Origin of the sequence: Amycolatopsis sp. NPDC058340, assembly GCF_042723975.1 — a bacterium.
Classification (GTDB): Bacteria; Actinomycetota; Actinomycetes; order Mycobacteriales; family Pseudonocardiaceae; genus Amycolatopsis.
In genome coordinates this window covers 253,718-278,220 of the sequence record NZ_JBHXIB010000003.1, presented here as the reverse complement: position 1 = coordinate 278,220, position 24,503 = coordinate 253,718, and the positions used below count along the sequence as shown (strand labels likewise).

Annotated in this window: 23 protein-coding genes; 16 read left to right on the top strand and 7 right to left on the bottom strand. The window is 68.8% G+C overall.

Annotation, left to right across the window (positions count from 1 at the left end; all coding sequences use genetic code 11):
* Nucleotides 1-18: 18 nt before the first annotated feature.
* A complete protein-coding gene (locus tag ACFWIW_RS06365; RefSeq protein ID WP_378367450.1) occupies nt 19-822 on the top strand; it encodes a MerR family transcriptional regulator in 804 nt (267 codons plus the stop codon).
* Nucleotides 819-1,814 (top strand): BtrH N-terminal domain-containing protein, encoded by a 996-nt coding sequence (locus ACFWIW_RS06360; protein ID WP_378367449.1) that lies wholly within the window; start codon nt 819-821, stop codon nt 1,812-1,814. The genes ACFWIW_RS06365 and ACFWIW_RS06360 overlap by 4 nt, the downstream gene beginning before the upstream one ends.
* On the opposite strand, the gene ACFWIW_RS06355 is transcribed toward ACFWIW_RS06360, so the two are convergent.
* Nucleotides 1,796-2,587, bottom strand: a complete 792-nt coding sequence (locus ACFWIW_RS06355; RefSeq protein WP_378367448.1) for a DUF1684 domain-containing protein — start codon at nt 2,585-2,587, stop codon at nt 1,796-1,798. The genes ACFWIW_RS06360 and ACFWIW_RS06355 overlap by 19 nt on opposite strands.
* 64 nt (nt 2,588-2,651) lie before the next feature.
* On the bottom strand, nt 2,652-2,978 hold the full coding sequence (locus ACFWIW_RS06350) for an antibiotic biosynthesis monooxygenase family protein (protein WP_378367447.1): 327 nt from the start codon (nt 2,976-2,978) through the stop codon (nt 2,652-2,654).
* Nucleotides 2,979-3,317: 339 nt separating this feature from the next.
* On the opposite strand from ACFWIW_RS06350, the gene ACFWIW_RS06345 reads away from it, so the two are divergent.
* The 10 genes from ACFWIW_RS06345 to ACFWIW_RS06300 all read left to right on the top strand — a co-directional run bounded on the left by ACFWIW_RS06345 (nt 3,318) and on the right by ACFWIW_RS06300 (nt 15,635).
* Nucleotides 3,318-4,571 (top strand): DUF222 domain-containing protein, encoded by a 1,254-nt coding sequence (locus ACFWIW_RS06345; RefSeq protein ID WP_378367446.1) that lies wholly within the window; start codon nt 3,318-3,320, stop codon nt 4,569-4,571.
* 526 nt (nt 4,572-5,097) lie between these two features.
* The gene (locus ACFWIW_RS06340; protein ID WP_378367445.1) at nt 5,098-5,643 is read left to right on the top strand and encodes a hypothetical protein; all 546 of its coding nucleotides are present in this window, start codon (nt 5,098-5,100) and stop codon (nt 5,641-5,643) included.
* 121 nt (nt 5,644-5,764) lie between these two features.
* Nucleotides 5,765-7,924: a UvrD-helicase domain-containing protein gene (locus ACFWIW_RS06335; RefSeq protein WP_378367444.1), complete on the top strand. Its 2,160-nt coding sequence runs from the start codon at nt 5,765-5,767 to the stop codon at nt 7,922-7,924.
* A 187-nt stretch (nt 7,925-8,111) separates the two neighbouring features.
* Nucleotides 8,112-8,489 carry a DUF1801 domain-containing protein gene (locus ACFWIW_RS06330; protein WP_378367443.1) on the top strand — a complete coding sequence of 126 codons (378 nt, stop codon included), beginning with the start codon at nt 8,112-8,114 and terminating at the stop codon, nt 8,487-8,489.
* 19 nt (nt 8,490-8,508) lie between these two features.
* Entirely contained in the window at nt 8,509-8,895 is a 387-nt protein-coding gene (locus ACFWIW_RS06325) for a YchJ family protein (protein ID WP_378367504.1), read from the top strand.
* 122 nt (nt 8,896-9,017) lie between these two features.
* Nucleotides 9,018-12,098 (top strand): CBM35 domain-containing protein, encoded by a 3,081-nt coding sequence (locus tag ACFWIW_RS06320; protein ID WP_378367442.1) that lies wholly within the window; start codon nt 9,018-9,020, stop codon nt 12,096-12,098.
* Between the two features lie 117 nt (nt 12,099-12,215).
* Nucleotides 12,216-12,620 carry a helix-turn-helix transcriptional regulator gene (locus ACFWIW_RS06315; protein ID WP_378367503.1) on the top strand — a complete coding sequence of 135 codons (405 nt, stop codon included), beginning with the start codon at nt 12,216-12,218 and terminating at the stop codon, nt 12,618-12,620.
* A 5-nt stretch (nt 12,621-12,625) separates the two neighbouring features.
* Nucleotides 12,626-13,021: a VOC family protein gene (locus ACFWIW_RS06310; protein ID WP_378367441.1), complete on the top strand. Its 396-nt coding sequence runs from the start codon at nt 12,626-12,628 to the stop codon at nt 13,019-13,021.
* Between the two features lie 40 nt (nt 13,022-13,061).
* Nucleotides 13,062-14,930 (top strand): Na+/H+ antiporter, encoded by a 1,869-nt coding sequence (locus ACFWIW_RS06305; protein WP_378367502.1) that lies wholly within the window; start codon nt 13,062-13,064, stop codon nt 14,928-14,930.
* 18 nt (nt 14,931-14,948) lie between these two features.
* Nucleotides 14,949-15,635 carry a histidine phosphatase family protein gene (locus ACFWIW_RS06300; protein WP_378367440.1) on the top strand — a complete coding sequence of 229 codons (687 nt, stop codon included), beginning with the start codon at nt 14,949-14,951 and terminating at the stop codon, nt 15,633-15,635.
* On the opposite strand, the gene ACFWIW_RS06295 is transcribed toward ACFWIW_RS06300, so the two are convergent.
* From ACFWIW_RS06295 to ACFWIW_RS06285, 3 genes are all read right to left on the bottom strand, one after another.
* Complete coding sequence (locus ACFWIW_RS06295; protein ID WP_192741596.1) at nt 15,598-16,365, bottom strand: ABC transporter permease; 768 nt, start codon at nt 16,363-16,365, stop codon at nt 15,598-15,600. The two genes, ACFWIW_RS06300 and ACFWIW_RS06295, sit on opposite strands and share 38 nt — an antisense overlap.
* A gap of 73 nt (nt 16,366-16,438) precedes the next feature.
* A complete protein-coding gene (locus tag ACFWIW_RS06290) occupies nt 16,439-16,924 on the bottom strand; it encodes an MmpS family transport accessory protein (protein WP_378367439.1) in 486 nt (161 codons plus the stop codon).
* 201 nt (nt 16,925-17,125) lie between these two features.
* Nucleotides 17,126-17,530 (bottom strand): NUDIX domain-containing protein, encoded by a 405-nt coding sequence (locus ACFWIW_RS06285; RefSeq protein ID WP_378367438.1) that lies wholly within the window; start codon nt 17,528-17,530, stop codon nt 17,126-17,128.
* Nucleotides 17,531-17,560: 30 nt separating this feature from the next.
* On the opposite strand from ACFWIW_RS06285, the gene ACFWIW_RS06280 reads away from it, so the two are divergent.
* Complete coding sequence (locus tag ACFWIW_RS06280) at nt 17,561-18,247, top strand: helix-turn-helix domain-containing protein (RefSeq protein ID WP_378367437.1); 687 nt, start codon at nt 17,561-17,563, stop codon at nt 18,245-18,247.
* Here ACFWIW_RS06280 and ACFWIW_RS06275 read toward each other — a convergent pair.
* On the bottom strand, nt 18,178-19,701 hold the full coding sequence (locus ACFWIW_RS06275; protein WP_378367436.1) for an FGGY-family carbohydrate kinase: 1,524 nt from the start codon (nt 19,699-19,701) through the stop codon (nt 18,178-18,180). The genes ACFWIW_RS06280 and ACFWIW_RS06275 overlap by 70 nt on opposite strands.
* Before the next feature lie 114 nt (nt 19,702-19,815).
* On the opposite strand from ACFWIW_RS06275, the gene ACFWIW_RS06270 reads away from it, so the two are divergent.
* From ACFWIW_RS06270 to ACFWIW_RS06260, 3 genes are all read left to right on the top strand, one after another.
* Nucleotides 19,816-20,796, top strand: coding sequence for a LacI family DNA-binding transcriptional regulator (locus ACFWIW_RS06270; protein ID WP_038511357.1), 981 nt, complete (start codon nt 19,816-19,818; stop codon nt 20,794-20,796).
* 324 nt (nt 20,797-21,120) lie between these two features.
* Complete coding sequence (locus ACFWIW_RS06265; protein ID WP_240593207.1) at nt 21,121-21,702, top strand: DNA-binding protein; 582 nt, start codon at nt 21,121-21,123, stop codon at nt 21,700-21,702.
* A 95-nt stretch (nt 21,703-21,797) separates the two neighbouring features.
* Nucleotides 21,798-22,454 carry an RES family NAD+ phosphorylase gene (locus ACFWIW_RS06260; RefSeq protein WP_240593208.1) on the top strand — a complete coding sequence of 219 codons (657 nt, stop codon included), beginning with the start codon at nt 21,798-21,800 and terminating at the stop codon, nt 22,452-22,454.
* A gap of 57 nt (nt 22,455-22,511) precedes the next feature.
* Here the strand turns inward: ACFWIW_RS06260 and ACFWIW_RS06255 are convergent, their stop codons facing one another.
* Entirely contained in the window at nt 22,512-24,473 is a 1,962-nt protein-coding gene (locus ACFWIW_RS06255; protein WP_378367435.1) for a S9 family peptidase, read from the bottom strand.
* Between the last annotated feature and the right edge of the window lie 30 nt (nt 24,474-24,503).

Sequence of the window (24,503 nt, the reverse complement as noted above, 5' to 3'; positions counted from 1 at the left end):
AGGGTTCAGGCTGGTCCCATGACGACCTTGATGCCGATCGGCGTGTTCGCGCACGCCACCAGGCTGTCGGTCCGCGCGCTGCGGAACTACGACCGGATCGGGCTGCTGGTGCCCGCCGTCATCGACCCCGCCACCGGGTACCGCCGGTACTCGCTCGGCCAGTTCGCCCGCGCGGGTTTGATCCGGCGGCTCCGGGAGCTGGAAGTGCCGCTGGCGGAGATCGCCGAGATCCTGGACGCGGGCGACCAGCACGAGGTGAGGGCGGCGATCAAACGGCATCATGACCGGGTGGCGGCGCGGGCCGCGGAACTCGCGGCGATCAGCGACGAACTCGACTCCGTCCTCGCCGAACCGACGCGGTGGCTGCACGTCTACGAACGCGTGCGCGCACCACAGCACGTCGCCTGCCTGTCGATCCGGACTCCCCTGAACGGCCTCGCGGAGTTGATCGGCCCCGGGTACGCGCGGTTGTTCGCGGCGCTCGACGCTCAAGAGGTCAGGCCGTCCGGGCCGCCCGGAACCCGTTATCTCACCGCCGATCCCGACGAGTTGACGGTCGAACTGTTCGTGCCCGTGGCCGGTCCGGTGCGGGACGACGGCGACATCGGCGCCGCCGAGCTTCCCGGTGGCCTGCTCGTGGCGACGATGCACGAGGGTGGCTACGAAGACATCGAAACCGCGTATCGATCACTCGGCCGCTGGATCGCCGAACGCGATCGTGTCCCCGCGGGCCCCGCCGAGGAGTTGTACCTGGTGGCTCCGGGACCGTCGGTCGCTCCCGAGGCGTACCGCACCGAGATCGCCTGGCCGGTGGCCTCGTGATCCTCGACGGAATCAAGACCACGGGCGGAGAGCACTGCGAGACCAGCACACTCGACGTCCTCCTCCGGCACGCCGGGGTCGAACTGTCGGAGCCGATGCTGTTCGGACTCGGCGAAGGCCTCGGCTTCGTCTACTGGGACGCGAAGAACCTCCCGTTCCCCTTCCTCGGCGGGCGCGCCAAACCCGCCGAGATCACACGGAAGCTGACCGACCGGCTCGGACTGACCTTGCGGGTCAAGGAAACGACGTCGACGCGCAGGGCGTGGCGGAACGTGACCGAGGAGATCGACGCCGGGGTGCCGGTCGGCCTTCAACTCGACTCGTACCACCTGGAGTACTTCACGTCGAAAGTCCACTTTGGAGGACACTTCGTCGCCTTGTACGGCTACGACGACGAACGGGCCTTCGTCGTCGACACGGCACAGCAGGGTGGCTCGGTATCGACGTCCCTGGACAGCCTGGAACGCGCCCGCGCGGAGAAGGGCCCGATGACCGCGAAGAACCGTTCGTTCACCATCGCCGCGGATGCGCCTTTCAGGCCGATTTCGGAAGCCATCCGGACCGCGGTGCGGGCCAACGCGGCTGACTTCCTCAACCCGCCCATCGCGAACCTCGGGTTTCGCGGGATCGGCAAGGCCGCCGTCCAGGTGCGGAAATGGCTGGACCGCAGCGACGATCCGGCCCGCGACCTGCCGCAGGCCGCCATCCTGATGGAACGGGCGGGCACCGGCGGCGCGCTCTTCCGCCGGATCTACCGCGACTTCCTCGAAGAGTGCGCGACCCTCGTCGACGACGCCGGTCTCCGCACCGCGTATGAGAAATACCGCGAGATCACTCCACTGTGGACCGAAGTCGCGCGCTTGTTCACACGGGCAGGGGAAACCGGTGACGTCCGGCACCTGACCGACGCGTCCGCCGTCCTGTCCGAGCTGGCTCAGCGCGAACAGGAGGCGATGACGGCGCTCGCGACGGTTCAGTGTGCGCGTTCGTAAGGCAGCTTCTCCCCCGCTTCCACCGCGAACGGCAGATCGTTGCCGGCCGGCGGCAACGGGCAAGTGGCGAAATCGGTGAACGCGCACGGGAGATTCGTCGCACGGGTGAAATCGAGGACGACCGATCCGTCCTCGGCGGGCTCGGGTACCGCGAGCGACCGGTTCGCCGCGTAGGTGGTGACGCCGCTCGTGGCGTCGGTGAACAAGATGAGCAGGCCGTCCTTCTTGCCGTTGAACGCGGTGAGTGTGTGCTCCGCACCGTCGTGCTCGAAACGCACGATGCCCGGGGAGACATAGACATGGCTGAGCCCTTCGACGACCGCTCCGACCGTCGTCGGCCGCGGTTCGTCGAAGGGCTCGAAGGTTCCGGACAGCACCCAGGCCGCGTCGGGCTCGTACGCCGGGACACCGCGGAAAGCGTTGAGCACCGGAGCCTTCGGGTCGTGCGTGCGGATCAGGTACCCGCCACGGCGCGCCACCTCGATCTCGATGTCACCGGCGACGACCCGGGTGGTCGCGCCGCTGTTGACCAGCTCGAAGCGGCGGACTCCGGTGACCCGTTCGCCGTCGTGCGAGAGGTCCGCGCCCTGCGGGTCGAGGTACGCGGCGTCAGCGTCCTGCCACCACAACCCGGGCAGCCCCTCGTACGCGCGCGGCTTGTCCTCCAGCCAATCGAGCGAGACCAGGGCGAGCCAGCCGAGCGGATCGGCGAGATCGCGCTCGCGCTGGGTCTTCCAGTCCTGCCAGTCCCGGGTGAACGTGTCTGTGCTCATCGCCGATTCCTTCCGTGACCTTGCTCGTTCCCCCTGGTCAACGGACCGGCGGCGGCGATATTTCCTATCCCGGTATGTGGTCGCCCGTGACACCCTCCTCGGCCGAGACCAGCTCGGCGATCGGCGCGAAGAAGGCCTTGATCCCGGGCAGGTTCGCCCCCTTCTCCCGGGACGCCGCGAAGTCTTCGGAGGAGCGCCACCACACGATGTCGAGCCAGGTCTCGTCGTCGACCCGGATCAGCTGGGCGTCGAGGAACCCCTCGCGGTCGGCCCGGAAGTCGGCGATCATCGCGGGGCGGGCCTGGAGCAGCTCGTCCGCGCGGTCGGCCGGGACCTTGAAGCGGGTCAGTTCCACTGTGGTCGTGGTGCCTGTGGTCGTGCCTGTCGTCATGGTGCCGATGCTAGGCGACTGCCGTTCGCGTTCAGCCGACTACTCGCTTTCGTTCGCTTCGTCGACTAACTTGCTTCGCTCGCGGGCCGCATTTAGTCGACTAACTGCGGCGTGCTTTCTTCGCGTGGGTGGGTGTCGTGGTCGCAGTCGCGCTGGCAGCCGAGTCCCGGCCGGTGCCTGACGCTTCGCAGCTGAATCGCGTTTAGCCAGCTAACTGCGGCGCGTTCTCTTTGTGTGGTCGCCATGTGCGGCGTCATCACTCTTCAGTGTTGTGGGCGCGTTTTACTGGTCGCTTAAAATTACGAACACATGTTCGAAGAACAGTGCTATTATTGAGTGGTGTCCGAGACCTTCCTTCCCGAGTTGCCGCAGGAGCTGTGGCGTGCCGGCAAGCTGGAGCTTGCCCATGGTGTGCAGCAGTCGTTGCAGGTGATCCGGGTGGCGACCGCCGCGTTGGGGCGGTTCTTGGCGGAGATCGAGTCTCGGGGCGTCAAGGATTTGTTTGGGCATGGCAGTACGGCCAGCTGGCTCGCGGATGTGGCGGGCTTGTCGCGTGCCGAAGCGGCTGCGGTGGTGAAGCGGGCCATCGCGCTGAACCCCACCCGGGCTCTGGATGGCACCGAGGTTCCGCCTGTTGCGCCCGCGACTGCTGCGGTGGCGGCGGAGGGGTTGGTCGGGGATGAGCGGATCGATCAGATTTTGGAGATCTTGAAACGGCTCCCGGCGGACACTTCTGCTGAGGATCGGGCGAGTGCGGAGAAGATCCTGGCCGACCTCGCGCCGAACGCCGGTCCTGCACAGCTCACCAAGGCCGAGGCGAACCTGTTGGGCTGGCTTGACCCCGACGGCAAGGAACCCAAGGATCCCGAGCCTAAGGAACCGCGGCGGGAAATCACCCTGGAGCGTCGCAAGGACGGGTTCTGGAAGCTGACCGGCCTGCTCGATGATGAGACCGGGGCTCGGACGGCGGCCGCGCTGGAGGCGCACGCCCAGCCCCGCCCGGTGGACGAATTCGGGCAGGCGGACCTGCGGATGAAATGCGAACGCATGGGAGACGCCTGGGCCGACCTGCTCGACCTGGCCATCGCCTGCCCCGATCAACCGGGCACCAGCGGCTACCGGACCTTGGTGAACGTCACCATCGGACTCGAAGAACTCAAATCCGGCCTCGGCACCGCGTGCCTCGACTTCGTCGGCACCATAACCGCCCGCGAAGCCAGGCTCGCCGCCTGCGACTGCCTGATGTTGCCGGTCGTGATGAGCACCTCGGGTGAGCCACTGGACATGGGACGGCTGAGACGGTTCGTCACACCCGGGCAGAGACGCGCGTTGAACATCCGCGACAGGGGCTGCGCCTTCCCCGGCTGCCACCGGAAGCCCAAGAATTGCCACGCCCATCATATTGAGCACTGGGCAGACGGTGGACCCACGAATCTCCGGAATCTCGTGCTGCTCTGCGGTTTCCACCACCGCCTGATTCACCACGGTGACTGGGAAGTACACATGGCCGCCGACGGACTACCGGAGTTCATTCCGCCGCAGTACCGGGATCCGCTTCGACAATCCCGCCGCAACACCCTCCACCACATCTGACCACCGAGGAGCCCGCCAGCCACCCAGGCGACGGGCCCCTCACCATGCCCACAACCTTGATCAACGGAAGATCCAGGTGATCAAGACCAACACCCGGACGCCTGAGCACAACTCCAACCCACGTACCAGTCACGACCGGAAAGAAAATCCAGAGGAGACTCGCTCTGCCGAAGCGCGATACGCGCCACCCTGAACCCGACTGCACCCGAGATCCTCCCGGCGCGTCATCGACGACCGAACCGCATTCACCACTGCCGCTACGCGGTCCAATCCACCACCACTGACCCCCCAGGCGACGGGCCCTTCGTCACACCCGGAACTGTTCGGTACCGGCGGATTCCCGAAGATCGACTGCGCCGTTCGGGCGTATTCACCCGGAACTTCTCGTTCTTCCGTATCCCTCGGAGCAAGATCGTCCGTTCCGGACTTGGGAGGGGACGGAGTGGTGAATCAACCACGTGGCCCGGACGGCCGTTGGATCAAATACAAATACGGTGCGGGCGCACTGGTGACCACGGGAGTGGTCGTGGCCGCCACCAACGGCATAGGCGGAGGCGCCGCCGCCTCGCTGGATTCCGCCGCGAGCCAAGCCCTCAAAGGCAAAGGCTCCAGCAAGAAATCCGCGCAAAAGGGCCGCCATTCCGAAGCCTGGCAACGCTTGGGCTGGCGCCAGGTCAAGAAGACCGTCAAGCGGGAACTCAACTGCGGACCGCATTCCTTCGGCGAAGTCCGGCGCTTCTTCCTGCGCCATCCTTGCGTCGATCTCGATCGCATGCTGGTCACCGTCGACGACGGCGCCGGCAACACCATCGACGTCTCCGTCGCATGGGTGAAGATGCCCAAGGCAAATGAAGCGAGCGACCTGAAACGGCTCGTCGACAAAGACGGCACCGGCAACGTCATCCTCTTCGGCGAGGCCCCTCCCGGTAGTCGCTTCACCGGCGAGAACTACGACTCCCGACTCGCCAAGAAGCTCGTCGTGATCGCCGAAGCCGCTCCCGCGGCCGGACGGCCGGGCGAACCGGCACTGGGGACCGCGGTCGAAGTCGCCGTCGAGTTTCCCGCACCTTGAACCGCCACCGACGAACGGAACGCATGTGAGCAGGAGCGACCATTCCAGAAGGCGACTCGAAAACCAGGCCCGGCAAACGATCGAGAGAACCTTCACCGGTCTGGACTCGTTACAACGCAACGTGCTCACCGCTTTGCTCAGCCGGACCGGTACGGGCTGGCGGCTCATGGTCAAGGCGGCGCTGCCGTCGGGCGACAGCCGGAGCGCGGACGCCTTCCTGATCGGGCAGACCGGCGTTTTCGCCCTCCTGGTCTCGGACAAGGCGCCCGACTTCGAAACCGCGAACCAGATCCTGCGCCACGCGAAAGAACGCTTCGCCGGGATTCCCGGGCCACAGGGCCGTTCCCTTGCCGAGAGCGCCATCCATGTCGCGGTGATCGGCCAGGGCGCGGGCGATCCCCGTCAGGACGGCGTCCATTGGTCGCTCACCGAGTCGAGTCTCGACCGGATTTTCCGGCGGGACGCGCTCCATCTCGACAAACGGTTGGTCGCCGTCATCGCGGCACAGGCGGAACGACGGCTGCGCGGCTACCGGCCCCTGGCCCTCCCGCAGCCGGACCGCGATCCCGGCACGGCGGGGCTGCTGGACGTCACCGAGCTGATCGACGACCAGCTCGGCGCGGCTCAGCGACGACCGTTCGATTCATGGCTCACCTTTCTGCACCCACAGCAGAACGCGATCGTCAAACGGGACTACTCGGGGCCGGCGCGGATCAGCGGCCCGGCGGGGACCGGCAAGACGGTCGTCGCCCTCCACCGGCTCAGGCATCTGGCGCGGCTCAGCACCGGGCCGCTGCTGTTCACCACCTACGTCCACTCGCTGCCCTCGGTGATCAAGACGGCCTTCGACCGGCTCGCCCCGGAACTGGACGGCCGCGTCGAGTTCACGAACCTGCACGCCTGGGTACGCCATTTCCTCGCCGGGCGTGACGTGCCCGTGCACGTGGATCGGCGCAAGATCGACACCGCCTTCGGTTTCGCGTGGATGGCCCACCGCGAGAAGTTGCAGGTCATCGAGCCCAGTGTCGACTACTGGCGCACGGAACTGGACCGGGTGATCAAGGGCAGGGGGATCACGACGCTGGCCGGCTATGTCGCGGTGCAGCGGCGCGGACGGATCCTGCGGCTCGACGCGAGCCAGAAAGCGCACGTCTGGGACCTCTATACGCACTACCAGCGAGGACTGGCCGAAAGGGAGGTGCACGACTACAACGACCTGATCGAACTCGGCCGCGCCGAACTCGCGAAGCGGCCGCTCGAAACGCCGTACGCGGGAGTCGTCGTCGACGAGGTGCAGGACATCCCGCTGTGCGGGCTGCGACTGCTGCGCGACCTGGCAGGCGACGGCCCGAACCGGCTTCTGCTGGTCGGGGACGGTCAGCAGCAGGTGTACCCCGGCGGCTGGCGGCTGTCCGATGCCGGTATCCCCGTCCAGGGCCGCGGCGAGATCCTGAAGGTGAACTACCGCAACCGTGCCGAGGTCCTGGGTTTCGCGCGGCGTTTCGACGCGACGAACCGGGTCGACGATCTCGACGGCGCCGACGGGGTCGCTCTTCGCGCGGCCGAATCCGCCAGTGAGGGCGGCACGACCGAGACCTGGCGCGGCACCTCCGGAGAACTGCCCGGCGCGCTGGTCGAAGCGGTCGGGAAGCTGCCGGTGCGCCGTGATCATTCGGCGCTGATCGTCTTCCACCACAAGGATCTCGGCCGCTGCGTCGAGATCCTGCGCGCGGCCGGGATCCCCACGCTGGCGCTGGAGCACTACACCGGCGCGGCCGACGGCAAGCTCAAGGTCGGCACGGTGCACCGGGCGAAGGGGTTGGACTTCGAGGCCGTGCTGGTGCTGGAGAACACCCACGAGAGCGTGACCGGCAGCCAGGCCGAAGAGGAGCGCCGTGAGTTGCGCGGCAGGCAGCATCTCGTCGCGGCGACGCGGGCTCGCGACTTCCTCTGGTGGGGCGTGCTCGACGACACCGCGCCCGAGCAGAAGCCAGTGGAAGCCGAAGAGGACTGCGTCCACGACATGCCGGTCTCCTGGTGCTCGCTGTGCCGTAAGCCGCCGCCGAACGTCCTCTCCCACGGCTACCGGACCTCCGGGGGAAACGCGTATCACAACGACCCGGACTGCACTTGGCTGCGGAAGGGCCAGGGACGCGCGCATCGGCAGGGCATGAACGTCCACGACGTCACGCGTCTCGCCTGGGGTTCCGTCGCCCCTGGTGAGCTCGAACCGTGCGAGTTCTGTTGCAGTCCACAATGGATGCGACGGCACGGCCACTGATCGAAGTGGACCCCTGGACGAACGGCCGACCTGCCATCCGGCGTCGGCCCCAAAGCGCTCCGCAGCATCCGCGAAGCCCTGGAAACGCGAGGTCGGACCCACAGACCCACCGACTAATTTTTTTGTCTTGACAACTTGAACCTTCGGCCGGTTGACTGAGCGGCACACCGACCGAAGGGATCCAGTCATGGCCAAGTTCGCGAACGTCGACGACTACATCGCCGCCCTGCCCGAGAACCTCCGTGAAGTCGCCGTCGCGCTGCGCCCGATCGTCAACGCCGCCCTGCCCGGCTCCATCGAGGCGATGTACCACGCCTCCCCGACCTGGAGCGCCGGTGAAGCCGTCGGGAAGAATCTCGTCTGCCTGATGAAGGCGTACTCGTCGTACGTCACCTTCGCGCTCTGGAAGGGGCAGCTCGTCGACGACGAGTCCGGCAGACTCGAGCCGAGCGCGCGGGAGATGGCGCACGTCAAGCTGCGCTCGGTCGACGACATCGACGCCGGCCTGTTCACCGGGTGGCTCAAGCAGGCCCTGGACCTCGAAACCGCCGCGACGGCGCGATGACACAATCGGCGGCGTGCCTGTGATCACCGACGATTCCCGTTGCCCCTGCGGTCTTGGCGAGCCCTACGGCGCCTGCTGCGGCCGCTTCCACCGGGGCGCCGCGACCGCGCCGACCGCCGAACTCCTGATGCGGTCGCGGTTCAGCGCGTTCGCCGTCGGCGACACCGCGTACCTCACGAAGACCTGGCATCCGAAGACCCGGCCCGCCGATCTCGACCTCGACCCGGGGCAGCGCTGGACGTTCCTGGAGATCCTCGGCAAGACCGGCGGCGGACTGCTGGAGAACGAGGGCACCGTGGAGTTCCGGGCCCACTACCGCCAGGATCGCCGGGCGGACAGCATGCACGAGAACAGCCGGTTCGTCCGCGTCGACGGGCAGTGGAGCTACGTGGCGCCCGTCGGCTGAGTCCGGCGCAAGGGTCTGTTCTCCGCGTCACGAGGCGGCTACTATCTCCCCCAACATTGTTAGGGAACTTTCTTAACGATTTCCGCCCAGGTCCGCCGCCGTGTGCCCGAGGAGGCGCGCTCGTGAGTTTTCGGCAGAAGAGAACCCGGATCCCGTTACTGGCCTTGACCGTCACCGCGCTGGCCGCCGCGGTCTGCGGGGTGACCACCGCCTCCGCCGCCACCGGCGCGGAGGTGGCCGTCGGCGCCGCCGCGGGCAACGCCACCCCGATCCCCGGTTTCGTGATCCAGTCTTCGGCGCAGGTCAGCGACGATTCGGCGGTGTCGAAGCCGGGCTTCCCCACCGCCGGCTGGTACCCGGTGTCGTCGCGTTCGACGGTCTACGCCGGCTTGCTGCAGAACGGGAAGTACGCCGACCCGTTCTACTCGACGAATATGAAGAACGTCCCGACAGCGCAGTTCTCGGTGCCGTGGTGGTACCGCACCGATCTGAACGTCGACGACACCTCGAAGCGCACGTACCTCGACTTCAGTGGCGTGCTCTCCAAGGCCGACGTCTGGGTCAACGGCACCCGGATCGCGACGAAGGACCAGGTCAACGGCGCCTACACCCGTCACGACCTGGACATCACCGAGCACGTGCGCCAGGGCGCCAACAGCGTCGCGTTCAAGGTCTACCCCAACGACCCCGACAACGACCTCTCGATGGGCTGGATCGACTGGGCGCAGACCCCGCCGGACCAGAACATGGGCATCGTGCGGGACGTCCTCGTCCGGCGCGGCGGCCCGGTCGCGCTGCGCAGCGCCCACGTCGTCCAGAAGCTGAACTCCGCGCTCGACCACGCCGACCTCACGGTGAAGGCCGACGTCCGCAACGACTCGGCGGACGCGGTGCAGACCACCGTCGCCGGAACGGTCGCGGGCAAGCCGGTCAGCCAGACCGTCTCGCTGGCCGCCAAGGAGCGCAAGACCGTCACCTTCCCCGTCGTCGGCCTCGACAAGCCGAACCTCTGGTGGCCAGCCGGGATGGGCGGCCAGCACCGGTACGAACTCGACCTCACCGCGAGTGTCGGCGGCACACCGTCGGACTCCTCGAAGTCGAAGTTCGGCGTCCGCGACGTCAAGGCGCCGCTGAACTCCAGCGGCGGGCGGCAGTACAGCGTCAACGGCAAACCGCTGCTGATCCGCGGTGGCGGCTACACGCCGGACCTGTTCCTGCGCTGGAACGAGACCGCGGCGGCCGACAAGCTCAAGTACGTGCTGAACCTCGGGCTCAACACGGTCCGGCTGGAAGGCCATATCGAACCGGACGAGTTCTTCGACCTCGCCGACGACCTCGGCGTGCTGACCATGCCCGGCTGGGAATGCTGCGACAAATGGGAAGGGCACGTCAACGGCGAGGAGAAGGGCGAGCCGTGGGTCGAGTCGGACTATCCGATCGCCAAGGCGTCGATGTTCTCCGAGGCCGAGCGCCTGCGTGACCACCCGAGCGTCATCTCGTTCCACATCGGCAGCGACTTCGCTCCTGACCGGCGGATCGAGCAGGGTTACCTCGACGCGATGAAGGCCGCCGACTTCACCCTTCCGGTGATCCCGTCGGCGTCGAAGAGGCCGTCCCCGATCACGGGCGCCTCCGGCATGAAGATGAACGGCCCGTACGACTACGTCCCGCCCGTCTACTGGTACGACAAGTCGCAGAAGGACCGCGGTGGCGCCTGGAGCTTCAACTCCGAGACCAGCGCGGGCGTCGACATCCCGACGATGGACACGTTGAAGCGGATGATGTCGGACAGTGAGCTGGAAACGATGTGGAAGGACCCGTCCGCACCCCAGTACCACCGTTCTTCGTCGACGACGTTCGCGAACCTGAAGCTGTTCGCCAACGCGCTCACCAAGCGCTACGGCGCGCCGGCCGACCTGACCGACTTCGTGCGGAAGGCACAGCTCGCGCAGTACGAGAACGTCCGCGCGGAGTTCGAGTCGCACTCGCGCAACTACACCGACTCGACCAACCCGTCGACCGGGTTGATCTACTGGATGCTCAACAGCCCGTGGACCTCGCTGCACTGGCAGCTGTTCGACGCCTACATGGACCAGAACGGCGCCTACTACGGGGCGAAGAAGGCCAACGAGCCGCTGCACATCCAGTACTCGCACGACAACCGGTCGGTCGTGGTGATCAACCAGACGTCGAACGCGGTGAGCGGGCTGACGGCGACCACGAAGCTGTACAACCTCGACGGCACCGAGAAGTACAGCAACACCAAGACCGGGATGTCGGTCGGCGCGCTGGGCGCCAAGGCCACCGCGGTCACCGTCCCGGCGGTGAGCGGGCTGTCGACCACCTACCTGGCGAAGCTGGTGCTCACCGACTCGTCGGGCAAGGAGGTCAGCCGGAACGTGTACTGGCTCTCCACCAAGGCCGACACGCTGAACTGGGCCGGCAGCGACTGGTACTACACGCCCCAGTCGGGTTACGCCGACCTGACCGGGCTGAAGAACCTCGGCCAGTCCGCGGTCAGCGCGACGGCCAAGTCGGTCGCCGGTGGCGACGGCACCACCACGACCACCGTGACGCTGAAGAACACCTCGGGCGGCAAGCTCCCGGCGTTCTACGTCGACTCCAAGGTCGTGGACGCCGCGGGCAAGCCGGTGCTGCCGGTGGAGTGGAACGACAACGCGGTGAGCCTGTGGCCGGGTGAAACGACCACGCTGACCGCGAAGTACCGCACCGCCGATCTCAAGGGCTCCAAGCCTTCGGTCCGCGTCTCGGGCTGGAACACCGGCACGCAGACCGTTCCCGCCGACGGCTCCGGACCGGCCGACCCGGTCGACTACCAGGCCGAGGACGCCACGATCCACCAGGGCGCGGTGGAGTCGAACCACGCCGGGTTCACCGGCACCGGATTCGTCAACTACGACAACGTCGCGGGCAGCTCGGTCGAGTGGACGGTGAACGTGCCGGCCGCGGGCACCTACGACGTGGTCGTCCGGTACGCCAACGGGACGACGGCGAACCGGCCGCTGGACTTCTCCGTCAACGGCTCGATCAGCGCGTCCGGTGTCGGCTTCGGCGGCACCGGGGCCTGGCCGAACTGGACGACCAGAACCGTCAAGGTCACGCTGGCGGCGGGAGCGAACAAGATCAAGGCGGTCGCCACCACGGCGAACGGCGGCCCCAACATCGACAAGATCACCCTTTAGCGCGGGAGTCGCCCGAGGCCCCCTTCGCCACCCGGCGAAGGGGGCCTCTCCCGTGCGGGCGTGGGTTACGCTTTCCGGGTGACCGGCAAACCCGACCCGCGCCTGCGGGACCTGGCGATGCTGCGCCGTGTCCGCGACCGGATCGACCGCGACTACGCGCAGCCGTTGGACGTCGAAGCGCTGGCGCGCGGCGTGCACGTCTCCGCCGGGCACCTCAGCCGCGAGTTCCGCGCCGCGTACGGCGAATCGCCGTACAGCTACCTGATGACCCGCCGGATCGAGCGGGCCATGATGCTGCTGCGCCGCGGGGACATGTCGGTCACCGAAGTGTGCTTCGACGTCGGTTTCTCGTCGCTGGGCACGTTCAGCACGCGCTTCTCCGAACTGGTCGGCATCTCGCCGAGCGCGTACCGCAAACAGGCGGCGGAAGACGGCCGGGGCATGCCCGGCTGCGTCGTCAAACAGGTCATGCGACCGATCAGGAATCGAGAAGCGTCGCCGCCGCGCGCCGACCTACCTTGAGTCGTATGACCCTCTCGATTCAGGCGTCCTACCTTCCCGCGGACGATCTCGAGGCTTCACTTTCCTTCTATCGCGACATCCTGGGCTTCGAAGTGCGCGACCAGGGCCCGCTCCAGGCCACGGTCGGCCCGCCGGGGCAGCCGGAGACGTCGCTCGTGCTCCGGCCGCTCGCCGCCGAGCCGGAGCTCACCGACGAAGAACGCGCCACGATCGCCGAACTGATGGCCAAGGGCGTCCACGGGATCATCGTGCTGTCCACCCCGGACCTGATCGGGACCTTCGACCGGATCCAGGCGAAGGGCGCGGACGTCGTCCAAGAACCGATGAAGCAGTCCTGGGGCGCTTTCGACTGCTCTTTCCGCGACCCGGCGGGCAATTTGGTGCGGTTCGAGGAGCGGTAGCCCGGCCTCGGTGCGCGCACTCTGACGCTCCCGGGTGATGATGAGCGGCGTGGAGATCGCGGTGGAACTCGTGGCATTGGTGGTGGCCGTCCTCCTGGTCACCGCCGCGGCGCGGAAACTCGACTGGTCGGCGCCGCTGTGCCTGATCGCGGTCGGGGTCGTCGCCTCGTACGTGCCGGGCGTCCCGGAGTACGAACTGGATCCGGAGGTCGTGCTGCTGGGGCTGCTGCCCCCGCTGCTGTACGCCACCGCGATCCGCACGTCGCTCATCGACTTCCGCCGCAACCGCGGGCCGATCCTGCTGTTGTCGGTGGGGCTCGTCATCTTCACCACGGCCGCGGTCGGGGTCGTGGCGTGGCTGGTGATCCCCGGTCTGCCGCTGGCCGCCGGGCTCGCGATCGGCGCGGTGGTCGCGCCGCCGGACGCGGTCGCGGCCACCGCCGTCGCCCGCAAGGTCGGGATGCCGCGCAAGCTGACCCGGCTGCTGGAGGGCGAAAGCCTGTTCAACGACGCGGCCGCGCTGGTCGCGTTGCGGACCGCCATCGCGGCCATCGCCGGTTCGGTGAGCCTGCTGCAGGTCGGCGGCGATTTCCTGCTGGCCGCGGGCGGCGGGCTGGTGATCGGCTTCGCCGTCGGCGCCCTCGCCGCGCTGATCCGCACCCGCCTCGAAGACCCGGTCACCGACACCGCGCTTTCGCTGGTGGTCCCGTTCGTCGCCTATCTGGCCGCCGAAGCGATCCACGGTTCCGGCGTGATCTCCGTGGTCGTCGCGGGGCTGATCCTCGGGCACAAGGCGCCGAGCATGCTTTCCGGCCGTTCGCGGCTGGCCAGCAGGCTGAACTGGCAGACCATCCAGTTCCTGCTGGAGAACATCGTCTTCCTGCTGATCGGGCTGCAGGTCCGCCGGATCATGACCGAGGTGGGCGACAGCGGGCTGACCGCGCTGGAACTGGTCCTGATCTGCGCCGCCACCCTGGCCGCGACCATCGTCACCCGGATCATCTGGATGGCGGGGATCGGCCTGGCGCGCCGCGTGTTCCGCCGCCACGCCTGGCCGTGGCGGTACTCGGCCGTGATCGCCTGGGCGGGGATGCGCGGCGTCGTCACGCTCGCGGCGGCGTTCGTGCTGCCCGCGGACACCCCGCAGCGGGCCGTGCTGGTGCTGGTCGCGTTCGTCGTGGTGGCGGGAACACTGCTGCTGCACGGGACGACGCTGCCGGTGCTGGTCCGCCGCTTGAAACTGCCGCCGCCCGATCCGGCCGAGGACGCGCTGCAGGAAGCGGCCGTGCTCCACGACATGACCAGGGCAGCGCTCGAAGAACTGGAGAAGATCCGGACCCCCGAGGACCCGGAAGACATCGTCGAACGCCTGCGCAGCCGGCTCCAGCACCGCTCGGACTCGGCCTGGGAGGAGCTCGGCAGGCAGAGCGCGCTGAACGAAACGCCGAGCGACGCGTATCGGCGGCTGCGGTTGCGGCTGCTCGAAGTCGAGCGGGAGAAGTTCCTCGAGGCGCGCGACTCCGGGATGGCCGATGATGATGTCCTGCGCCGGATCCTCGAACGCCTCGACATCGAGGAATCCATGCTGGACAGGGAGGAGGAGACCGTGCCGGACTCCGATCGGGAACTGCGCACCCCCGCCGCGACGGCGGGATCCTGCAAACATCTGACCAAGAACTGGCCGTCGGTCGAACCCAGCTCCCCGGACGTCTGCGCGGTCTGCGTCGAGAACGGGATGACCTGGGTGCACCTGCGCGAATGCGTCAAATGCGGGAACGTCGCCTGCTGCGATTCCTCACCGGGCAAGCACGCGACCGAGCATTTCCACGACACCCTGCACCCGGTGATGCGCAGCCACGAGCCCGGCGAGACCTGGCGGTGGTGCTTCGTGGACAAACGGCTGGGGTGAATCGGTATCGTCGCGCTCATGAGCACCCCTGAGCAGGAAGTCGAATACCGCCAGCACCGGTTCTCACCTCCCCCGGGCGCGACCGAGATCTTCCTTGTCCGCCACGGTGAATCCGCCCCGGCGAAGGGCGACAACCCGTTCGACCTCGTCGACGGGCAGGCCGATCCGGATCTGGCGCCGGAAGGCAGGGACCACGCCGAGCGCGTGGGGCGCCGCCTGGCGGACGAGCGGATCTCCGCGCTGTACGTGACGACACTGCGCCGGACGCCGCAGACCGCGGCACCGCTGGCGGCGAAGCTCGGGCTCACGCCGGAGGTCGAGGCGGACCTGCGCGAGATCCACCTCGGCGACTGGGAGAACGGGCTCTTCCGGCGCTACACCTACGAAGGTCACCCGATCGTCGAGCGGCTGTGGCGCGAACAGCGCTGGGACGTCATCCCCGGCGCGGAGACGATGGAGTCGTTCGGCGGGCGGATCAAGGCGGCCATCGGCAGGCTCGCCGCGGCCAACCCGGACCGGAGGATCGCCGTGTTCACCCACGGCGGCGTCATCGGCGAGGTCTTCGCGCAGGCGAGCGGCGCGAAGAACCGGTTCGCCTTCCTCGGGGCGGACAACGGCTCGATCTCGCATCTGGTGGTGTCGGGCGAGAACTGGATGGTGCGACGGTTCAACGACACGTCGCATCTTCAGTCGCCTTTCGGCTGATCCGGCCCGCCGCGACCAGGTGCACGACGACCAGGACCGCGACCGCCTCGGCGGCCAGCAGCCCGATCAGCACGAGCACCTGCGTCACCCCGGCCTGCACCGGCCCGGCGCCACCGAGGAGGACACCGACGTAGGCGCCGGGCAAGGTCACCAGTCCGACCGTCCGGGTCTGGTCGAGGGCGGGGATCAGCGCGTGCCCCGCCGACGGGCGGCAGATCTCCAGCGCGGCCGGACGGCGAAGGAAACCCAGCGCCAGCGCGGCTTCGTACTCGCCGTGCCGGGACACGAGTTCGTCGAGGGCCCGCCGCGCCGCCTGCGAGGTCGCGGACATCGCGCCGCCGATGACGATCCCGGCGATCGGCACGATCGCGATGGGCCGCCACGGGACCACCCCGGTCGCGAGCACGAGCGTCAGCACCGGCACCACCCCGGAGGCGATGGCGAGCGCGACCCACGCGAGGTCCTTCGCCACCCCGATCCGGCGCGCGGAGGTGACCGCCGCGATCGTGAACATCAGCAGTACGAAGCCGCCGGTCAGCCAGCCCGATTTCAGGATCCCGACGATGACCAGCGACACGGCGGCCAGCTGCACGACGGCGCGTCCGGCCGCGAACAGCACCGCCTTGCCCTGCCCCAGCCGCCCGAACTGCACCACCGCCGCGCCGAAGATCGCCAGCACGGCCAAGACCACGGCGAGCACCGGGCCGAACTCGATCGCACCATCCGTCACCCGGACGATCCTGCCCTAGGCGGTGTCCTGCAAGTCTTGTTCGCGGTCTTCGCGCAGACTCACAGGACACCGCCTAGGACGTACAGGTCACCGGTGCGCCCGGGGCGGGAGCTGTGCGGTCGCTGACGACCTCGCCGTCGACGACGATCCGGCACCGCAACGCGCCGCTGCCCGAACCCTGCGCGGAGAGGCTGTAGAACTCGTCGTGGCCTTCCTGGCTCTCGCGCTCGAACGTGGTGCTCCACGGCGCCGTCACCTCGGTCTTCTGCAGAAGTTCGGAACCCTGCGCGACGTAGGTGACGTTCTGGGCGCCCTTCGCGCCGGAAAGTTCGTAGACGACCGAGTGGATCACGGTGCGCACGGCGGCCGCGGCCTGTTCGACCCGGGGCGCGGGCGGGCTCTGCACCGGCCGCGAGGCCTTCGGCAGCACGTAACTGGTCAGGGTGATGGCGACGGCCACCACACCCAGCACGACCACGACGGTCCCCAGCGGCTTCAGCCTGCCGGGAGCACCCTGCTCCGGCGCCGATGCCGGAGGGGTCGCGGTGGGAACACCCATGGAGAGGTCTTCTCTCGTCCGAGCGCACTTCCGTCGAGTGCGTCGACTACTTCTCGCTCGAAGGTGACTCCGCGTTAGCCGTTATCGGGAAGAAACCCGATATTCACCCTTTTGGGTGTCCCAGTGAGTGAAGAGTGCCTGCTCATGGGGCGATCGGCGTAAACACAGTGAGCCGAACAGCTCACTTTGAGTGACACCGCGTCAATCGACGAGACCCGTGTCGGCGAGCAGCCCGAGCACCCGCCTGCCCGCCGGCGGGCAGAGGTGGGCGTCGGCCGAGGAGAGCCACGCGGACTCCGCGATCTCGCGTCCAGGCACGGGCTCCCCGCGATGTTCGGCGGTGTAACAGGTCATCCGGACACGGCGGCCGTCCGCGTAACCGTCGGCCTGCTCGTTCAGCACCGCGAAGAAGCGGAAGCTCAGCGGGTCGAGCTCGACGCCGAGCTCCTCCCTGATCTCCCGGCACAGGCCGGCGACGTCGCCCTCTCCCGGCTCCCGCTTGCCTCCCGGCAGGTAGAACTTGGCCTTGCCCTCGGTCCGCACCGACAGGAGGCGGCGGTCACGGACGTGGATCCAGGCCAGTGAATCGATCTCTGCTTCGGACACGGCCTGATTCTGTCGTAGCCCGGGGGCATCATGGCAACCGTGTATCGGGAGACGACGGCACCCGGCGGCCTGGACGGCGTGGTGCGCTGCCTGTGGGAGGACGCGGGCGGAGCGCCGAAGCGGATCGTGCCCGATGGCTGTGTGGACCTCGTGGAATGCGACGGCGAGGTCTTCGTCGCCGGGCCGGACACGGCGCACTGGACCTGGGAGGCCGGCGAGCGGGCGCACGGCGTGCGGTTCGCCCCCGGCCGGGCGGGCGACGTCCTGGGGCTGGGTGCCGACGAGCTGCGTGATCAGCGCGTCTCCCTCGGCGATCTCTGGGGCAGGGAGGGCGAGCTGCTGGCCGAGCGGGTGCTCTCCGGCGCCGCTTCGCTGGCCGATGTCGTCGCGCGGCGCCGGGCCGGACGGGCCGACCGGGAGATCTCGGAGCTGATCGCCAGGCTGGACGGCGGGGTATCCCGGGTTTCCTCCGCGCTGAGGCGGTTCGCCACCGGGGAGCGGCAATTGCGGCGGCGGTTCACCCTCGCGGTGGGCTACGGCCCGGCGACGTACCTGCGCGTCAGCCGGTTCCAGCGCGCCATCGGCCTCTCGGGGTCGGCGCCGGATCTCGCTTCGCTGGCGTTCTCGGCGGGATACGCCGACCAAGCTCACCTGAGCCGGGATTGCCGGGAGTTCTCCGGGCTGAAGGCGAGCGAGTTCTTCCGCGCCAGGAAGTGAGCGATGTCCACTGTGGACTCGTACAGCGCGCGGTAGTGCGGGTAGAACTCGTCGTAGACATCGGCGTCCGCGCCGGGGCGGACGATCCCGGCGACGGGGTTCCAGGCTTCGACATCCGGCTCCCGTCCCAGTGCGACGGACGCGAGAATCGCGTTCCCGAAAGCGGCACCGATGGTTTCCGCGGGGATCTCCTGGTCGATCCGCGCGACGTCGCTGACGATCCGCGTCCACACGCCGCCCTGGGTCCCACCGCCGACGGCGACGAACCGGCCGGTGCCGCCGCCGGCCTCCCGCATGGCTTCCAGGTTGTGCCGCACCCCGTACGCGGTGCCTTCCAGCGCCGCGCGATACAGATCGGCGCGATCGTGGGAAGTGGTGAGCCCGGCGATGACACCCCTCGCGTCCGGATCCGGCACCGGTGTCCGTTCTCCCGCGAAGTACGGCAGCATCAGCAGTCCGCGGCTGCCCGCCGGTACCTCGCCCGCCGCCGCGGCCAGGTCGCCGAACTCGCCGCCGACGAGCTCCCGCAACCAGTCGGTGATCGCGCCGGAGGTGGCCATCCCCGCCGCGAGCGAATAGGTACCGGGAAAAGCGCCGCGGGTCGTCCACAACCCCCGCCCGGGGCGGGGATCGGAGAGCATCTGGATCAGGAACATCGTGGTGCCGTACATGAGCATCGTGTCCCCGGGCGCGGTGACCCCGACACTGGTCGCCTCGGCCCAGGCGTCCACCGTGCCAGCCGTCACCGGGATCCCTTGCGGCAGGCCGGTTTCCGCGGCCGCCTCGGCGGTGACCGAGCCGACCACCTCGGTCGGCCACGCGAGCCTCGGCAGCTCGATGCCGGGGGCGATCGCGGCGACCCGGTCCGTCGCCCAGCGGGCCTCGCGCAGGTCGTACATCGGGTCGCATTGGCTCGCGGAGTGATGGTCGAGGACGTATTCACCGGTCAGCCGCAGCACGAGGAACGAACTCGCCATCAAGAAGAGCTTCGCCCTGCCGAACACGTCCGGTTCGTTCTTGGCCAGCCAGCGCCATTTCGGCCCGACGGCCTGCGAGCCGAGCGCGCTCCCGCCGCGTTCCACAATGGATTCTTCGCCGAATTCCCGGTTCAATTCCCGGATTTCGTCGAATGCGCGGGTGTCGACGCCGTAAAGGATCGCCGGGCGCAACGGTTCACCGGAAGCGCCGGCGGGCAAGAGCACCGGACCGATCCCACTGACCGACACCCCGATGATGGGATGATCCGCCGCGCCCGCCGAAAGTTCCCTCGCGAGCGCGAGGAAGTCTTGCCACCACACGGTTTCCGCGTCGTGCTCGAACCAGCCGGGGCGGGGCCGGGAAGTCTCGTGCGGCCGGGACTCGCGCGCCACCACCGTGCCCCGGGAATCGACGAGGACACCTTTGGAACTCGAAGTGCCGATGTCGATGCCGAGCACCAGGCCCGGTTCCCCCACGACCCCTCCGAACTCCTCCGCGCGAGTAGCGCGATCAGCGGATGGTAACGATTGTCGGTCAAGCTATTCTTCCCGTGCGAAGGTGTCAATACACCTGCAGAAGGGGAGGTCACGGTGGCCACCATCAACGACGTGGCGGCGAAGGCCGGGGTTTCGACGGCGACCGTGTCGAGGACGCTCAACGGCAAGTCCACTGTGGACCCGGTACTCGCGGCACGGGTGCAGGCCGCCGCCGCGGAATTGGGCTACCACCCGAACGGCCTCGCGAGGAATCTGCGCCGCCAGGAGACCGCGGTGCTCGCGCTCATCATCTCCGACGTGGAGAACCCCTTCTTCACCGCGATCGCCCGCGGCGTGGAGGACATCGCGCAGACCGCGGGCTACTCGGTGGTGCTCTGTAACGCCGACGACAACGAGGAGAAGGAGCGGCGCTACATCGACGTCGCCCTCCAGGAGCGGGTCGCCGGCGTGGTGCTCTCCCCTACCGGCCGGGCCACCAACGTCGACCGGCTGACCGAACGCGGCACCCCCGTGGTCGCCGTCGACCGGCCGCTGCTGAAGAACACCGGCGACCAGGTGCTGGTCGACACCCGGCTCGCCGCCCGCGACGCGACCCGGCATCTGCTCGACGGCGGCTACCGGCGGGTCGCCTGCGTCAGCGGGCCGCCCGGGGTCCGCACGGCCGAAGACCGGCTGGCCGGCTACACCGACGCCGTCGGCGAGGGGAACGCGCTCACCCGGCGGGCCGAGTTCCGCGCCGAGGGCGGCAGACTCGCCGCGCTCAGCCTGCTCGACGAGCCCGAGCCGCCGGACGCGCTGCTGGTCGGCAACAGCACGATGGCGATCGGCGTTTTGGAGGCGCTGGCTTCACGCGGCCTGCGATCGGGGCAGGACGTGGGGATCGTGTCGTTCGACGACGCGCCGTGGACGACACTGATCGATCCGCCGCTGACGGTGGTCGCGCAGCCCGCGAACGAGGTGGGCAGGGTCGCCGCCGAGCTGCTGCTCGCCCGTATCGGCGACAGCACGCGCAAGGCCACGACGACCACGTTGCAGGCGAAACTGATCGTGCGCCGGAGCTCACGGCGCGACTGACGACCGGAGACGACGTGCCTGGGCGACCGGTTCGCACCGGCCGCCCAGGAACGCCCCACCCCCTTGTTCCCCCAAGCCGGCCCCACACCAGCCGGGTTCTCCGAAGCGGTGGGAAGAAATCGTTTACCTTTCGGAAGGTAAGTTCCCACTTACCACCTGTCAAGCCGAAGTCCTGGACAAGCTCGCCCGATCCGGGCACACTATGGCGATATTCCCTACTGCACGTGTTTGATTCCGTGCGCTCTGTGTTCATCTCTGGTGAATTCACCCACGAAATCGAGATGAGACCGCACGAACCCGCACAGACGCGTTACCCTAGGCGTTATGTCGATAGCGCTCGAGAACGTTCTCGCCAAGGCGGGCCTGAAGGTCGACGCCAACGAGTTCCTGAACCTCGTCGAGGACGCGGCGCGGAGGCTGACCCCACCGAACCCCGACCCGTCGCATTACTTCTCGGCCGACCAGCGGGCCGCGCTCACCGACGTCGGCCTGGACCTCTCGCCCCGCGGCGAAGCCGAGCCGGACTTCCGCGCCAGGACGGTCGCCGCGCACGCCGTGCTCGCCGATTCCGCGCTCAGCGTGCTGGAGGCGGCGAAAACGCTGGGCGTGGACGACAGCCGGATCCGCCACCGCCTGAAGGAGGGCAGGCTCACCGGCTGGAAGGACCAGGGCTGGCGGTTGCCCGCCTGGCAGTTCGCCGGCTCCGGGGTACTGCCCGGCCTGGAGGTCGTGCTGCGCGCCGTCCCCGAGGACCAGCCCGCCCTCGTCGTCGCCGCGTTCATGAGCACCCCGCAGACCGATCTGGTGATCAACGAGCATCCCGCCACCCCGCGCCAATGGCTCCTGTCCGGCGGCGATCCCGAGCACGTCGCGAGACTGGTGGCCACGCTGGGGTCGCCGTTCTGAGATCTTTGCCCGACGACGGAATTTCAGTCGGGGGTAGGCCGTAGGCTGACCCCAACGAGCAAGATCACCCGACAAGGACGGACGACTCCCGAGGTATGGCCCGGCTCCCCCTGCCGCCCGCACGCTCTGTCCTGGTCAAGGAGCTGCACCGCACCAACGACGTGGTGGCGGTGCACCCCGGCACCAGGCTGGTCAGGATCTTCACCGCGCACGGCAACCACCCCCAGCAGTGGAATTCGTTCCGCTACAGCGGCCCGCTCCCGCACGGCCGTTTCGACCCGCAGACCCCCGGTCGCGGCGGTCGCCCGGTCACCGACCCCGGCAACGGCGTCCTGTACTTCGGGCTCACCGTGCGCACCAGCATCGCGGAGGTCTTCCAGACCACGTCGACGGTCGACCGCAAATCCCGCGGCCCGCGGCTGGTGGTCGTCCGGCCGACCCGCACGCTGCGGCTTCTCGACCTCGCCGGCCTGTGGCCGACCCGCGTCGGTGCCTCGCAGGAGATCTCCAGCGGCCCGAAGAAGATCACCCAGGCCTGGGCGCGCGCCATCCGCGCCGCCTTCGGCGACCTCGACGGGGTCTGGTACCGGTCGTCCATGGACTCCGGCGGCCCCGCGCTCGCGCTGTGGGACCCGCCTGCCGGGAACTCGCTGCCGGTCGCGCCCGACGTGCTGCTCCCGCTGGACCATCCGGGGCTCGACGTCCCGCTGGGCCGGGTATGCGAAGAGCTGAACTACACACTGCTCAGCTGATCTTCGGGCCTCGTGAGTGGCAAGGACGGTTAGAACCGTCCTTGCCACTCACGAGACTCAGAGGTGGCGGCCCCACCACTCGAGCACGGCGTCGAACCGCTGCACCCGGTGCCGGGGCAGCCCCGACCGCGTGAGTTCGTGCCCCTCGCCGGGGAACAGCAGGAACTCGGCCGCGACGCCGTTCTGCCGCAAGGCCACGTACATCCGCTGCGCCTGCTCCAGCGGGCATCGCCAGTCCTGTTCGGAATGCACGACCATGAACGGGATGTCGATCTTCCCCGCGTACGTCAGCGGGCTGCGCTTGCGCTGCTCGTCGGGGTCGTCCCCGACGTACCCCCCGGCGAAGAACCAGCCGATGTCGGAACTGCCAACGAACGAGTCCCAGGCGTTGACCGCGCGCTCGCTCCACGCGGCGCGGAACCGGCCGCCGTGATGCGCGGCGAGCCAGCTGGTCATGAAACCGCCGTACGAGCCGCCCATCACGCCGACGCGATCGCCGTCCAGGTTGGGCAGTTCGAGCGCTTTGTCCAGCAAGGCCAGCAGATCGTCCGCGTCCACGGTGCCGAAGCCGTGGACGATGCTGCGCCCGTGGCTTTCGCCGTAGCCGGCGGAGCCTCGCGGGTTCCCCAGAACGACGGCGTAGCCCGCGGCGGCGAGCACCTGCGCCTCGTCGAAGACCTTCCATTCGTAGGGCGCGAACGGTCCACCGTGGATCATCAGGACCACGGGATGCGGTCCGTCGCCCTCGGGCCGGACGATCCAGCCGTGGACCGGGTAGCCGTCGGGAGCGGTCGTGTCCAGTTCCTCCAGGGGCAGGATCCCGGTGTCCCGCAACGCCTTCGAGTAGTCGGTGAGCACGCGCGGCTCCCCGTCCGACAGCAGCACGACGTCGCCGGAGCTTTCGGGCGTCCCGATCACCGCGACGATCCGCGCGCCGTCGACGGCGAACGACTTCACCGCGGTGCGCTCGCCCGCCAGGCGCCGCAACGTCTTCAGCTCGGCCAGTTCGGCGTCGAAGGGGACGGCGCGCAGCTCGGCGGCACCGCGGGTGCGGACCACGACGAGGACCTCGTCGCCGAAGGAGACCGGAGGGCTCGCCGCGTTGTCGCAGTCCACCGTTTCGACGTCGGTCAGCCGCCGTGGGGACGAGGGCCCGGCGCCGGCGGGCCAAGACGCTTGCCAGAGCCCGGTGTTGCGGGCGATCTCCTCCTGGCCGGAGAACTCGGTGCCGTAGAAGAGGATCGAACCGTCCGGCGCGACGACCGGCCGGTCCGCGGTGCCCAGCGACCGGACGAGCAGCCGGGGTTCGCCGCCGGCCGCGGGCACCGCGTAGACGTCCGAGCGGACGGTGTCTTCGGCGGCCCAGTCACGCGGGGCGGTGAACAGGACGTGCTCGCCGTCGTCCGTCCACGAAGGATGGTCGACGTCGGCCCGGTCGTCGGTCAGCGGCGTGAGCTCGGCGGGCTCCTCCTCGCCGAGCGCGGCGGCGGCGTCCACGACGAACAGACGCTGTGGACGGTCGTTGAGGAAACCCGCGTCGTCGACGCGGTAGAAGAGGTTCTTGATGTGCCGCGGCGCTTCTTCGGACGGCTCCGGTGTTTCGCCGTCCGCGTTCTCGGTGCCGTAGCGGCCCGGCTCCGGCACGCGGGCGACGAAGGCGACGCGGCGGGAGTCGGGCGCCCAGACCGGCGCGCCCGCGCCGAGGGGAAGATCGGTGATCCGCTTCGCGTCGCCACCGGCCGCGGGGATCACGTGCACCTGCGGCTTGGCCACGCGCCCGGAGCCCTCTCCCGCCCGGAGGAACGCGACCCACCGGCCGTCCGGGGAGATGGCGGGGGCGGAGTCCTTGGCCCCGTGGGTCCAGGGCCCTTCCCCGCCACCGCCGAGATCGACCTTGCGCAGGCCGCCGCGGTAGCTGTTCGTCTTCAGATCAGGCCTGCTCACCGCGGTGAGCAGCAGGTCGCCGTGCAGCGCGAGGATGCCGGGGACCGTCAGGGCTTCGATGTCAACGGGACGCACGGCCCCGACGGTACCCGATCCTTAGCAGCT

Bases quoted from the DNA above. Each gene is read 5' to 3' on its own strand.
- ACFWIW_RS06330 (WP_378367443.1), top strand. From the start codon at position 8,112: ATGGCCAAGTTCGCGAACGTCGACGACTACATCGCCGCCCTGCCCGAG.
- ACFWIW_RS06315 (WP_378367503.1), top strand. From the start codon at position 12,216: ATGCTGCGCCGTGTCCGCGACCGGATCGACCGCGACTACGCGCAGCCG.
- ACFWIW_RS06365 (WP_378367450.1), top strand. From the start codon at position 19: ATGACGACCTTGATGCCGATCGGCGTGTTCGCGCACGCCACCAGGCTG.
- ACFWIW_RS06265 (WP_240593207.1), top strand. From the start codon at position 21,121: ATGTCGATAGCGCTCGAGAACGTTCTCGCCAAGGCGGGCCTGAAGGTC.
- ACFWIW_RS06260 (WP_240593208.1), top strand. From the start codon at position 21,798: ATGGCCCGGCTCCCCCTGCCGCCCGCACGCTCTGTCCTGGTCAAGGAG.
- ACFWIW_RS06355 (WP_378367448.1), bottom strand. From the start codon at position 2,587: ATGAGCACAGACACGTTCACCCGGGACTGGCAGGACTGGAAGACCCAG.
- ACFWIW_RS06310 (WP_378367441.1), top strand. From the start codon at position 12,626: ATGACCCTCTCGATTCAGGCGTCCTACCTTCCCGCGGACGATCTCGAG.
- ACFWIW_RS06300 (WP_378367440.1), top strand. From the start codon at position 14,949: ATGAGCACCCCTGAGCAGGAAGTCGAATACCGCCAGCACCGGTTCTCA.
- ACFWIW_RS06290 (WP_378367439.1), bottom strand. From the start codon at position 16,924: ATGGGTGTTCCCACCGCGACCCCTCCGGCATCGGCGCCGGAGCAGGGT.
- ACFWIW_RS06350 (WP_378367447.1), bottom strand. From the start codon at position 2,978: ATGACGACAGGCACGACCACAGGCACCACGACCACAGTGGAACTGACC.
- ACFWIW_RS06305 (WP_378367502.1), top strand. From the start codon at position 13,062: ATGAGCGGCGTGGAGATCGCGGTGGAACTCGTGGCATTGGTGGTGGCC.
- ACFWIW_RS06280 (WP_378367437.1), top strand. From the start codon at position 17,561: ATGGCAACCGTGTATCGGGAGACGACGGCACCCGGCGGCCTGGACGGC.